At 62.1% G+C, this 12,966-nt stretch carries 9 protein-coding genes; 4 read left to right on the plus strand and 5 right to left on the minus strand.

The window, feature by feature from the left end; genetic code table 11:
- Nucleotides 1-213 precede the first annotated feature (213 nt).
- From GA0061101_RS36140 to GA0061101_RS36150, 3 genes are all read left to right on the plus strand, one after another.
- Nucleotides 214-1,761 (plus strand): ABC transporter permease, encoded by a 1,548-nt coding sequence (locus GA0061101_RS36140; RefSeq protein ID WP_208865056.1) that lies wholly within the window; start codon nt 214-216, stop codon nt 1,759-1,761.
- Entirely contained in the window at nt 1,758-2,819 is a 1,062-nt protein-coding gene (locus GA0061101_RS36145) for an ABC transporter ATP-binding protein (protein ID WP_037200863.1), read from the plus strand. The genes GA0061101_RS36140 and GA0061101_RS36145 overlap by 4 nt, the downstream gene beginning before the upstream one ends.
- Nucleotides 2,820-2,887: 68 nt before the next feature.
- Entirely contained in the window at nt 2,888-4,057 is a 1,170-nt protein-coding gene (locus tag GA0061101_RS36150; protein WP_047560066.1) for a M20 aminoacylase family protein, read from the plus strand.
- A 101-nt stretch (nt 4,058-4,158) separates the two neighbouring features.
- On the opposite strand, the gene GA0061101_RS36155 is transcribed toward GA0061101_RS36150, so the two are convergent.
- The 4 genes from GA0061101_RS36155 to GA0061101_RS36170 all read right to left on the minus strand — a co-directional run bounded on the left by GA0061101_RS36155 (nt 4,159) and on the right by GA0061101_RS36170 (nt 9,152).
- Nucleotides 4,159-5,946 carry an adenine deaminase gene (locus GA0061101_RS36155; RefSeq protein WP_092577299.1) on the minus strand — a complete coding sequence of 596 codons (1,788 nt, stop codon included), beginning with the start codon at nt 5,944-5,946 and terminating at the stop codon, nt 4,159-4,161.
- On the minus strand, nt 5,943-6,866 hold the full coding sequence (locus GA0061101_RS36160; RefSeq protein ID WP_092577300.1) for a nucleoside hydrolase: 924 nt from the start codon (nt 6,864-6,866) through the stop codon (nt 5,943-5,945). The genes GA0061101_RS36155 and GA0061101_RS36160 overlap by 4 nt, the downstream gene beginning before the upstream one ends.
- A gap of 137 nt (nt 6,867-7,003) precedes the next feature.
- Nucleotides 7,004-8,392, minus strand: a complete 1,389-nt coding sequence (locus GA0061101_RS36165; RefSeq protein WP_092577302.1) for a M20/M25/M40 family metallo-hydrolase — start codon at nt 8,390-8,392, stop codon at nt 7,004-7,006.
- A gap of 343 nt (nt 8,393-8,735) precedes the next feature.
- On the minus strand, nt 8,736-9,152 hold the full coding sequence (locus GA0061101_RS36170; protein ID WP_037200902.1) for a MarR family winged helix-turn-helix transcriptional regulator: 417 nt from the start codon (nt 9,150-9,152) through the stop codon (nt 8,736-8,738).
- A gap of 436 nt (nt 9,153-9,588) precedes the next feature.
- On the opposite strand from GA0061101_RS36170, the gene polA reads away from it, so the two are divergent.
- The gene (gene polA / locus GA0061101_RS36180) at nt 9,589-12,591 is read left to right on the plus strand and encodes a DNA polymerase I (protein ID WP_037200901.1); all 3,003 of its coding nucleotides are present in this window, start codon (nt 9,589-9,591) and stop codon (nt 12,589-12,591) included.
- Nucleotides 12,592-12,626: 35 nt separating this feature from the next.
- Here polA and GA0061101_RS36185 read toward each other — a convergent pair.
- Nucleotides 12,627-12,966, minus strand: a 340-nt coding sequence (locus GA0061101_RS36185; RefSeq protein ID WP_141694165.1) for a transposase, incomplete at its 5' end; no start/stop codon positions are given.

The following is a 12,966-nucleotide window of genomic DNA, read 5'->3' on the forward strand; positions in this document are numbered from 1 at the left end:
TTTCCGCGGTTTTCGGATAGGCCTATCCCGACCTTGGCTCTTGCATCACCGTCGCATGCCCTGCTAGGGGCATGCGATGGCCTTCAGGTCGGTCGATCTGGCAATCGCCTTTCAACGGCGGTTGCCTTCCCATTTCAGGGCGTGAAAGGCAGCTAGGACTTGCTGCAGAAGAACACATATGCCGCGCCGGCCGGTGAGGCCGCCGCCACGCGAATGCCCCAGTTGACGGCTGCTCCCCGCAGTCGCGTTCGGCATGCTTCCGTCGTCGCTTTCGCATCCGTCGTTGCCCTCATGAGCCTGGTGCCGCTCGGCTTTATCGTCTGGATCACGATCGATACCGGCTGGGCCGAAGTCATCGCGCTGATTTTCCGCAATCGTGTCGGCGAACTGCTCGTCAATACCGTCCTGCTCGAGCTCTGCACCATCCCGCTATGCATCCTGCTGGCGGTAACGCTCGCCTGGCTGACGGAGCGCACCGATATCCCCGGTGCCCGCATCTGGTCCTGGCTGGCTGTCGCGCCGCTTGCGGTGCCCGCCTTCGTGCACAGCTATGCCTGGGTCAGCCTCGTGCCGAGTATGCGCGGGCTGTGGAGCGGCGTGCTGGTATCGGTGCTTGCCTATTTTCCATTCCTCTATTTGCCGGTCGCGGCAGCCCTGCGCCGGCTGGATCCGGCGATCGAGGATGCTGCCGCCTCGCTCGGTCTCGGCCCTTGGCGCGTCTTCTTCCGCGCGGTCCTGCCGCAGCTTCGCCTCGCCATCTGCGGCGGCTCGCTGCTGATCGGGCTGCATCTCCTGGCGGAATACGGCCTCTACGTGATGATCCGCTTCGACACCTTCTCGACCGCGATCGTCGATCAGTTCCAGTCTGCCTATAATAGCCCTGCCGCCAATATGCTGGGCGGCGTTCTCGTTTTCTGCTGCCTGCTGTTGCTCGGCATCGAGGTGTTGGTGCGCGGCAACGAGCGTTATGCGCGCGTCGGTTCCGGCGCCGCGCGCCCAGCCGATCGTCGTCGTCTGGGCTGGTTCGTCATTCCGGCCATCGTGCTCCCGGTCTTGACCGCCGCGTTGACGCTCGGTGTTCCCTTTGTGACGCTGGGGCGCTGGCTCTATCTCGGTGGTGCCGGCATCTGGCGGATCGATACCGTCGGCTCTGCCTTGCTGCAGACAATCGTTTTGGCGATTGCAGGCGGCCTGCTGGCCACGATAGCTGCGGTCCCCATGGCGTGGCTGTCGGTGCGGGCGCCCGGACGGCTGCAGCGCATCCTCGAAGCCTGCCACTACTATGTCGGCTCGCTGCCGGGCGTCGTCGTTGCCTTGGCTCTGGTCTCGATCACTGTCCGGTTGATCCTGCCGCTCTACCAGACATTCGCCACGCTGTTGCTCGCCTATGTCCTGCTGTTCCTGCCGCGTGCGTTGGTCGGCCTGCGCGCCAGCATCGCCCAGGCGCCGGTCGAGCTTGAGCGCGCAGCCATGGCGCTCGGCCGCACGCCTGCCCAAGCCGTGCGGCAGATCACCATGCGCCTGGCCGCGCCCGGCTTTGCTGCCAGCGTCGCGCTTGTGGCGCTCGGCATCACCAACGAGCTGACGGCGACGCTCATGCTGTCGCCCAACGGTACTGAAACGTTGGCGACGAAGTTCTGGTCGTTGACCAGCGAAATCGATTATGTCTCGGCCGCGCCCTACGCCTTCATGATGGTCGTGCTGTCGCTGCCTCTCACTCTTCTCCTCTATGTGCAATCCAAGCGGACGGCCGGACAATGACCTTTCTGGCGATCAAGAATATCAGCAAGCGTTATGGTCCGGTGCATGCGCTCGACGGCATCGAACTTTCGGTGGCCGCCGGCAGCCGCACGGCGATCGTCGGTCCCTCCGGCTCCGGCAAGACGACGCTGCTGCGCATCATCGCCGGCTTCGAGATTCCGGATGAGGGCCAGGTGATGCTGGAGGACCAGACGCTGGCGGACGGGCCGGCCATCGTACCAGCGCATCGCCGCGGCATCGGCATCGTGTCACAGGATGGCGCCCTGTTTCCGCATCTGAGCGTGGCCGAGAATGTCGGCTTCGGCATGGAGCGCGGCGCGCAAGACCGTGATCAGCGGATCAATGCGCTCATCGACATGGTGGAGCTCGATCGCGGCATGCTCGATCGCCGCCCGCATCAGCTCTCCGGCGGCCAGCAACAGCGTGTCGCTCTCGCGCGCGCCCTTGGCCGTAAGCCGAGGCTGATGCTGCTCGATGAGCCCTTTTCTGCGCTCGACACGGGTTTGCGTGAAAACATGCGAAAAGCGGTCGCCCGCGTGCTGCAGATTGCGGGCATCACCGCGGTTCTGGTGACGCACGATCAGGTGGAGGCGCTATCCTTCGCCAACCAGGTAGCGGTTCTGCGCGACGGCAGGCTGATACAGGCGGGAACCCCGCAGACGCTCTACCTCAATCCAAAAGACCGCGAGACCGCTATCTTTCTCGGTGACGCCATCGTGTTGCCGGCGGACCTTGGCAATGACGCTGTCTCGTGCGTCTTGGGGCGTATTCCGGCTGATACCAATGGTCGGCAGGGGCGTGCAGACATTATGCTGCGACCGGAACAATTGCGCCTCAGTGTTGTCGCTGATGCCGGCACGGAAGCCGTTTGCATCGGCAAAGTCACCGACATTGAATTCGGTGGCGCGATCTGCACGGTGACGGTTGTCCTTTCCAACGCCAATGGCTTGGAGACGTTGAACATCAAAAGTTCTGGTGTCGGCTTGCCAGAGATCGGCAGCGTGGTCTCCGTTACTGTCCTCGGCAAGGCGCACATCTTCGACAAGCTCGGCGCTTGAGCATCATTTGAGTTGAAGTCGCGGGAGCTTTGGGGAAGATAGAGCGCCCCTATGCCGAAGGAACGCTCATGTCTTTGCTCGATGAGATCGCTCAGGATCTCCCATTCCTGACGTCGCTTCGTCATAACCTTCACGCCCATCCCGAGCTTGGCTTCGAGGAGGAACGCACCAGCAGCATCGTCGCCACTTTGCTGGAGGAGGCGGGTCTGACGGTGCATCGCGGCCTCGGCAAGACCGGTGTGGTCGGCACGCTGCAGGTCGGCAACGGCACCCGCCGCATCGGCCTGCGCGCCGATATGGATGCGCTGGCCATGCCGGAAAAGGGCAACCGAGCTTACAAGTCCACCATTCCCGGCAAGATGCATGCCTGCGGGCATGACGGCCATACGACCATGCTGATCGGTGCCGCCCGCCATCTGGCCGCCAGGTGCGGCTTTTCCGGCACGGTGCATTTCATCTTTCAGCCGGCCGAGGAAGGCCGTGGCGGCGCCAAGCGCATGGTGGACGAAGGCCTCTTCGATCTCTTCCCCTGCGATGCCGTCTATGGCCTTCATAATATGCCCGGTCTCGACGTCGATGAAATGGCTGTCGTCGAGGGCCCTCAGCTCGCGTCTTCGGATAGCTGGCGCATCACCTTTCGCGGCACCGGCACCCACGGCGCCAAGCCGCATCTCGGCAAGGATCCGATCACGGCCGCCGCAACATTTCTGTCTTCGCTGCAGACCATCGTCGGCCGGGTCGTCGATCCGCTTCAGCCGGCCGTCGTCAGCGCCTGCTCGCTGCAGGCGGGTGATCCCAAGGCGCTGAACGTCATTCCCGATACCGTCGATATCGGCGGCACGGCGCGCGCCTATACGCCAGAGGTTCGCGATCAGCTCGAGCAGGAGATCGGACGCCTGGCGCAGGGCACGGCGGCCATGTACGGGATCGCGGTCGATTATCAGTTCGAGCGCCGCATTCCCCCAGTCGTCAACAATGCTGATGCCACCGCGCGGGCGCTGAAAGCCGCGACTGCCGTCTTCGGCGAGAAGGTGTTGACGCGCTTCCCGCCTTCGACCGCCGGCGACGATTTCGCTTTCTTCGGCCAGAATGCTGCGGGCTGCTACGTCTGGCTCGGCAATGGCCCGGCGGTCGACGGTGCGCTGCATCACAACACGGCTTATGATTTCAGCGATGATGCGATCGCGTCGGGCGTGGCATTTTGGACGACGCTGGTGCGGCAGGAGTTGGGGGAGTAAGGCGAGGGTCTTTCTTCTAACTGAAACGCCGAGTTTGACGAGCCTGTGACACCCGTCCGCAAACGCCTAGCTGATGCCGGCTCTCATCTGATGGATCGAGCCTAAACCGCCCCAAGCACCGGCGTCTCCAACACCCGTCCAGTCGCAACGTCAGCAATCCCACGATCCGTCTGGTGCGGTCCGGCATTGCAGGCGAGCGTTGCGCCGAAGCAGGCCTTGAAGACGAGGTAGGGCGGGCTCCAGTCGACGATGGCGTCGATCGCCTCGCGGATGGCGCGGAAGGCGTTGGCGGTTTCCTCGAGCGGCGCATCGCTCACCAGCCCGGAGAGCGGCAGCGGCAACAGTGCCTCGATCCTGCCGTCGCGTGCGACCGCCAAGCCGCCGCCGGCAGAGATGACGGCATTGGCGGCAATTGTCATGTCGCGGACATTGCCGCCGAAAACCGTCAGGTTATGGCTGTCGTGCGAAACCGTCGTGCAGAAGGCACCGCGCCATTCGCCCCAGCTGGTCAGGAAGCCGATGCGCGGCCGGCTGTCCGCCTTACCGTGGCGATGGGCGACTGCGAGCATGGTGGTTCCAGCGGGTGGCACAACGAAGCCATCAGCCACCTCGGCCTCCATCGTCCCCCATTGCGTGAAGCGTGGCCGATCGATGGTCGCAAGCCGTATGCGGCTGCCCGTCGCCGGGACGCGGAAATCGTCCTCGCCAAGTGGCGTCAGCTTGATGGAATCGCGCAGCAGCTCAGGATCGATCTCGGCGGTCGCGCCGACAATCCGGCCCGCCTCGGCGGCCAGCGTGCCGTTGGTGATCACAAGCCTTGCCTTGAAGCTCTCTAAATCTTCGAACAGCACGATATCGGCACGGCGTCCGGCCGCGATCAGGCCGAGGTCGTTCCGTCCGAGCCGCATGGCGCCATTCAAGGTCGCGGCCCTCAGCGCCCATTCGGGCTTCAGCCCATAGCGCACCAGACGGCGCATGACGTCATCGAGGCCGCCGTCGTCATGGAGTTCGTCGGGAAAGACATCATCTGTGCAGAGCGTCACGGTCTGCGGCAGAAACCCCAGCTCGTTGATCGCTTCGACGAATTGCGGCATCAGATGGTCATGCGAACCGCGCAGCTCGATCGTCAGGCCCGCCGACAGCTTGGCCAGCAGATCGGCCCCGGATGTGAGCTCATGGTCCGAGGTAATGCCGGCCGACATGAAAGCGTTGAGATCCGCGCCCTCGAGGTTGCGGGCATGGCCGCAGATCGTTTTGCCCGAATGCAGCCCGGCATTGACGATCGCGCTGGCACGCGGATCGCCGTTGATCACTTCGCGCATGGTCATGACTTCCGCGATGCCGCCGATCTCAGGCCATGCCAGCATCTCGGCCATGTCGGTGCCGTCGAAATCGGCGCCCGCCAGCTCGAGCCCCGGCGCCGAAGGCACGCAGGACGGCGCCAGCGGTATCACACGGATCGGCAATTGGCGACTCGCGTCGATCGCCCAGCGCACGCCTTCCAGCCCGTGCACATTGCCGAGTTCGTGCGGATCCCAGACGATGGTCGTCACACCCCGCGGCAACACGGCCTCGGTGTAGATAGCCGGCGTCACCATGGAGCTTTCGATGTGCATATGCGTGTCGATCAGGCCGGGCGACAGGAAGCGTCCTTCAGCGTCGATCGTCCGCGCCGTATCGGTACGGCTGGCCGGCGCATGCACGCTTGCAATCAGTGGGCCGACGACGCCGATATCGGCAGCGCGGATGCGGCCGGTCACCATATCGACAAGGCGGCCGCCGGTGATCAGCAGATCGAAGGGTTGATCGCCTCGGGCGGCTGCGACCGCCCGGGCTCGCAGCTCGGGGACGTTCAGATCGGCAGGCTCGTTCGCTAAATCGTTGATCATCGGCCGGCCTCCTGAAACAGGGCGTCGAATATGATGGAGCGTGCCTTGTCGGCGTCGATCTCGGCGGCGAAATGCGCGTTGAACTCAGCATGCGAGGCACGCGTTTCGACGACGGTGCGCCCGCGCGTATGCTGCCCCTGCAATTCGACGTCGATCCGTGCATGCCGAAGCGTTGCCATCTCGGGCGCAACGAAAATGGCCGCCGCCGTCGGGTCGTATAGTGCCATGGCCTGCCGGCCGCGGCTGATAGCGATGTTGACGTAGCCTTCCAGAAGATCGGCGAGCAGCTGCGCCTTTTCGCCGGCCGTCTGCCTGAGACGGGCGACGTCCTCGGGCCAGGCCAGCACCTTCCGGCAGATGTCGAGATCGATCATCCGAAGCGGCATATCATGTGCCAGCACGATCGCCAGCGCCTCGGGATCGGCAAAGGCGTTGAACTCGGCAGAGGCGGTGTGATTGCCCGATGTGACGCCACCGCCCATCCACGTCAGTTCATCGATGCGTGCGGCGAGCTCCGGCCTGGCGAGCGCCACGGCGGCGATATTCGTCAGCGGACCAAGCGCGAGGATGCGTTTCGGCCCCGCGCCATCGGCAAGCCAATCGCAGAGCGCGGCAAAGGCATTGCTGATCGGAAGTGGATCGGCCGGCGGCAGGCTCCTGCCTGATGTAGGGATGCCGCTTTGGCCGAGGATCCCCTGCGCCGTTTCCAGCTTGCAGAGCACGGGCAATTCGCGGCCGGTATGGATAGGGAATTCCCAGCCGAAGACGGCGGCCGCACTCGCGGCATTGGCACGGACATGGGATAGCGGCGCATTGCCGCTTACCAGCGAAACGCCGTCGATGACGAGATCCGAACGCGCCACCACCAGAATGGCGGCGATGTCATCGAACCCCATGTCGGTATCGATCCAGATTCCCATGTTCTATCTCATCGATCGTGGCCAAAGGACGCGAGGGCAGGCTTGCTGCCGCTCGTCCTTGGATGATGGCGTAAACGCCCTCGAGGCGGGAATGGGTGCGGGACGCGCAAGGTGGCATGCGCGTCCCGGTTGATTGATCAAACGGCGAGCGCCTCGAGGATGCGGATCCAGGAGCGGATGCCCTTGTGGTAGGAGCGCAGCTCGTATTTCTCGTTCGGCGAATGGATGCGATCGTCGGAAAGACCGAAGCCGATGAGCAGCGATTCCATGCCGAGCATCTTCTGGAAATCGCCGACGATCGGGATGGAGCCGCCCATGCCGATGACGATGGCGGGCTTCGGCCATTCGTTTGAAAGTGCTGTCTTCGCCTTGGTCAATGCCGGCGAGTCGTAGGAGAGCTGGATGGCCGGCGAGCCGCCATGCTCATGGAACTCCACCGAGCAGTCTGCCGGGATCTTGGAGCGCACATAGGCCCGGAAGCTTTCGCGGATCGCAGCCGGATTTTGCTGGCCGACGAGACGGAACGAAACCTTCGCCGATGCCTTCGCGGCGATCACCGTCTTGAAGCCGGCACCGGTATAGCCGCCCCAAATGCCGTTGACCTCGGCCGTTGGCCGCGCCCAGGTGAGTTCCATCACCGAACGGCCCTTTTCGCCCGAGGGGATCGAAAGGCCCACTTCGCCGAGAAAATCTTCGGCTGAAAGCCCCAGCTTTTCCCAGGAGGCCTTGATGTTGGAGGGCGTCTCCTCGACGCCGTCGTAAAAGCCTGGGAGCGTTATGCGCCCGGTCTCGTCATGCAGGCCGGCGAGGATATCGGTGAGGATATGGATCGGATTGGCGGCAGCGCCGCCAAAGAGACCCGAATGCAGGTCGCGGTCGGCTGCGGTGATGGTGATCTCTTCGCCCACCAGCCCGCGCAAGCCGGCCGAAATCGCCGGCGTATCGCCGTCCCACATGCCGGTGTCGCAGACCAGGGCAAAATCCGCCTTCAACTCGGCGGCATTGGCCTCGAGGAAGGGCTTGAGCGAGGGCGAACCGGATTCTTCTTCACCTTCGAATAGAATGGTGATGCGCACCGGAATTCCGCCCTTGGTCTCCTTGTAGGCGCGCACGGCTTCGACGAAGGTCATGAGCTGACCCTTGTCGTCGGACGTGCCGCGGCCGGTCAGGATCTTGCGGCCGTTGCCCATGTCCTTGATCTCAGGCGCGAAGGGGTCGCTCTCCCACAGCTCGATGGGATCGACCGGCTGCACGTCGTAATGGCCGTAGAAAAGCACATGCGGCGCGTCGGCGCTGCCGGCATCGTGATGGGCCACCACCATCGGATGGCCGGGGGTGTCGCGTAGCGAGGCGGTGAAGCCGAGAGAGTTGAGATAGGCGACCAGCCATTCCGCCGCCTTGCGGCATTCCGCCTTGAAGGCCGGATCCGTCGAGATGGATTTGATGCGCAGCAGCTCGAATAGATTTTCGAGGCTGGATGGGAGGTTTTGGTCCGCGCGATCGAGAACGGGCGTTAGATCGGTCATATCCGACTCCTTACATGAGAATTCGCCGGACGATAGACCAAAGCCCAGCCGGTTTCGAGGCGGTAAAACCGAAAATTTCCCGCACATTCCCGTGTCTGTCGGCAGCCGTTCTTATCTGATTGGTTGCGTATGTAGTTTACAAGTTTTTTAGATAATTGAAATTAATCTCAATCCGGAAGAGTATTCCAGAGAGCGAGATGTTTTCAGTACCTGCATGCATTCGCGACGACCATGAAATCGGGCTGATTTTCGTCGCTGTCTGCCTGATAGGCAGACTCGCCACCATGCTCCTCCTCGGGCCGAGCAGCTGGCCTCTGGCCCTGGAAAAAGTCGAAGCCCAAGCCTAGAGATGCCTGGAGTTTTCCAGGATGCGCCGGATATATTCCAGGAGCAGCTCGCGCTCGAAACTGCGGAAATCCTTTAGAAGGTCCGTGTCGGCAGCCATTGCGGCCTCGATGGCCTCAGCCTGTATGGCGGCGGCCTTGTCGGTCAGAAAGATCAATTGCGCCCGTTTGTCGGAGGGATGCGGCCGACGTTCCACCAATCCGTCGCGCTCCATGCGGGACAGCGTATTGGCCATGGTCGCCTGCTCGATATCGACCCTCTCCAGCAATTGTTTCTGTGTCAGTCCGTCCTCGGACCACAATTCAAGAAGGATCGGAAACTGGCCGGGAGAAAAACCAAGCTTAGCCGCGCGTTGTTGTAACGCGCGAGCGAATCCCTTTGCCATTTGACTGGCGAGGTAGGCCGCGGAGTCCATCCGATTAAATCCCATGATTGCAAGTATGCCGATAATTCAAAACCAAGACAATCAGCAAATCTTGGGTGGGGACGGGTCTGAGGTCGGCAACTTCGCCGAAGCTTTTTACACGCTTTAGGCGCAGTTTTCTTAACGAAAAAGCCGCCATGGCCTGGAGGGCACCATGGCGGCTTAGAAAAGGGCGGACAAAGGCCCGGAGAGGGGATAGGCCTTTGTCCAAGTCTGACATGGCGGGGGACAGGCCGGGTGTCAGACCCTCGGCGTAACAATCGCCGGTGAGTATGATTTGTGATTTCAAATATGGTTTTTCAAGGGAATCTGCAGATTAGATTGATTAAAACTTAGTAACGTTTCGGTGAGAGATTTGGCCCCTCGCGACCTCTCGAAATAGAAGTTTATATGGACGTTCCAGGTGCGCCACGCTATCCATGCTTCCATGAAAAAAGGTGATCATCTCTTCCTCGTCGACGGTTCCGGCTTCATTTTCCGAGCCTTTCACGCCCTGCCGCCGCTGACCCGTAAGTCCGACGGATTGCCTGTCGGCGCCGTCTCCGGTTTCTGCAACATGCTGTGGAAGCTTTTGACCTCGGCGCGCGATACATCGGTGGGCGTCACCCCGACGCATTTCGCCGTGATCTTCGATTATTCCTCGAAGACCTTTCGCAAGGAAATTTTCCCAGACTACAAGGCAAACCGCTCGGCCCCGCCGGAAGAGCTGATCCCACAATTTGGCCTCATCCGCCAGGCGACCCGCGCCTTTAACCTGCCCTGCATCGAGACTGACGGCTTCGAGGCCGACGACATCATCGCCACCTATGCGCGCCAGGCCGAGACCACCGGCGCCGATGTCACCATCATCTCGTCCGACAAGGACCTGATGCAGCTCGTCACTCCTGCGGTCCACATGTATGACAGCATGAAGGACAAGCAGATCGGCATTCCCGATGTCATCGAGAAATGGGGCGTGACGCCGGACAAGATGATCGACCTGCAGGCCATGACCGGCGATTCGGTCGACAACGTCCCCGGCATCCCCGGCATCGGCCCGAAGACGGCGGCGCAGCTTCTGGAAGAATTCGGCGATCTCGATACGCTGCTTGCCCGTGCCGAGGAAATCAAACAGCAGAAGCGCCGCGAGAACATCATTGCCAATGCCGATTTGGCTAGGATCTCCCGCCGGCTGGTGACGCTCAGGACCGATGTGCCGCTGGACCTTGAGCTCGACGCACTCGTCCTCGAGCCGCAGAACGGCCCGAAGCTGATCGGCTTCCTGAAGGCGATGGAGTTCACCTCGCTGACGCGCCGCGTCGCCGACGCCTGCGATTGCGATCCCGCCGCGATCGAACCGTCCGAGGTCAAGGTCGAACTTGGTGACACCGCGCATGGCCCGGATCTCGATGTCGCAGACAATGTCGAGCTCGTTGCCGGCAGCACGGTTATGGTCGAGGGTTCCTCCGTACCGGCGCCGGCGGTCAAGCCGCGTTTAGCTGTCGAGGGGCTGACCGAGCCGACCGAACTTGCCAATGCGCGCGCGGCAGGTTTCGCCACCGCGCCGATCGATCATTCGAAATATGTCACCATCCGCGATATTGCCACCCTCGACCAATGGATCGCGGATGCGCGCGAGACCGGCATCGTCGCCTTCGATACGGAGACGACGTCGCTCGATGTCATGCAGGCCGAAATCGTCGGCTTTTCGCTGGCGATCGCCGACAACCGCAACGACCCTTCGGGTGCCTCCATCCGCGCCGCTTATGTGCCCCTCAGCCACAAGACCGGCGTTGGCGACCTGCTCGGCGGCGGGCTCGCCGACAATCAGATTCCGTTGCGCGATGCCCTGGCGAGATTGAAGGATCTGCTGGAGGATGTCTCCATCCTCAAGATCGCGCAGAACCTGAAATACGACTACCTATTGATGAAGCGCTATGGCATCGAGACCAAGGCCTTCGACGACACGATGCTGCTCTCCTATGTGCTCGACGGCGGCTCCAACGCCGCGCACGGCATGGACAGCCTGTCCGAACGCTGGCTCGGCCATAAGCCGATTGCTTATAAGGATGTGGCCGGCAGCGGCAAATCCAACATCACCTTCGACCTTGTCGATATCGACCGCGCGACGGCTTATGCCGCCGAGGATGCCGACGTGACGCTGCGCCTCTGGCTGGTGCTGAAGCCGCGGCTTACGGCGGAAAAGCTCTCAGCCGTCTATGAGCGACTGGAGCGGCCTCTGGTGCCCGTGCTCGCCCATATGGAAGAGCGCGGCATCACCATCGACCGGCAGATCCTGTCGCGGCTTTCCGGCGAGCTGGCGCAGGGTGCCGCGCGGCTGGAGGACGAGATCTACACGCTGGCCGGCGAACGCTTCAATATCGGCTCTCCGAAACAGCTTGGCGATATCCTCTTCGGCAAAATGGGATTGGCCGGCGGCAGCAAGACCAAAACAGGCCAATGGTCGACCTCGGCGCAGGTGCTGGAAGACCTGGCGGCGGCCGGTTTCGAGCTGCCGCGCAAGATCGTCGACTGGCGTCAGCTCACCAAGCTGAAATCGACCTATACAGACGCGCTGCCGGGCTATGTCCATCCGGAAACGAAGCGCGTCCACACCTCCTATTCGCTGGCATCGACCACGACCGGGCGCCTGTCCTCGTCCGAGCCGAACCTGCAGAATATTCCGGTGCGCACGGCGGAAGGCCGCAAGATCCGTACGGCCTTCATCTCGACCCCCGGCCATAAGCTGGTTTCGGCCGATTACAGCCAGATCGAGCTGCGCGTGCTCGCGCATGTCGCCAATATTCCGCAGCTGAAGCAGGCCTTCGAGGATGGTATCGACATTCACGCCATGACGGCGTCGGAGATGTTCGGCGTGCCGGTGGAGGGCATGCCGAGCGATGTGCGCCGCCGCGCCAAGGCGATCAACTTCGGCATCATCTACGGCATCTCGGCTTTCGGGTTGGCCAACCAGCTTTCCATCGAGCGCTCGGAAGCGGGCGACTATATCAAGAAGTATTTCGAGCGCTTCCCGGGCATTCGCGATTACATGGACGGCACGAAGCAAACCGCGCGCGACAAGGGCTATGTCGAGACGATCTTCGGTCGTCGCATCCATTTCCCGGAGATCCGCTCCTCCAATCCTTCCGTGCGTGCCTTCAACGAACGCGCCTCGATCAACGCACCGATCCAGGGCTCGGCCGCCGATGTCATTCGTCGCGCGATGATCAAGATGGAGCCGGCGCTGACCGCAGCCGGCCTCGGCGATCGTGTGCGCATGCTGCTGCAGGTGCATGACGAACTGATTTTCGAAGTCGAGGATGCAGATGTCGAGCGCACGACGCCGATCATCGTCTCGGTCATGGAAAATGCCGCCATGCCGGCCGTGGACATGGCTGTGCCTCTGAAGGTCGATGCACGCGCCGCCAACAATTGGGACGAAGCGCACTGAGGCAATGTCCGGCCCGGCGAAGAGATTAGAGCGTTTCAAGTTTTGACGGAAGCGTATCCTGCGTTTGTGAAGTAGTTTGCGCATTCGTCCGACTTGATGGTGTCGGCAAGGTATCCGAGCTGCCGCCAAGTGTCGTCGCTGGTTCTCATTTGGGCTTGGCGCATCCAATGTTTGATCTTGGCGAAGGCCTGCTCGATCGGATTGAGGTCGGGCGAATATTTCGGCAGGAACCATAATCTGGCGCCGACTGCCTTGATGGCATCGCGAGTGGCCTTGGCTTTGTGGGAGCCAAGATTGTCGAGGATAACGATGTCGCCGGGTTTGAGGGTCGGGATCAACTGTTGTCGGACATAGGCTCCGAAACATTCACCATTG

This window comes from Martinezella lusitana, from assembly GCF_900094565.1.
GTDB lineage: Bacteria > Pseudomonadota > Alphaproteobacteria > Rhizobiales > Rhizobiaceae > Rhizobium > Rhizobium lusitanum.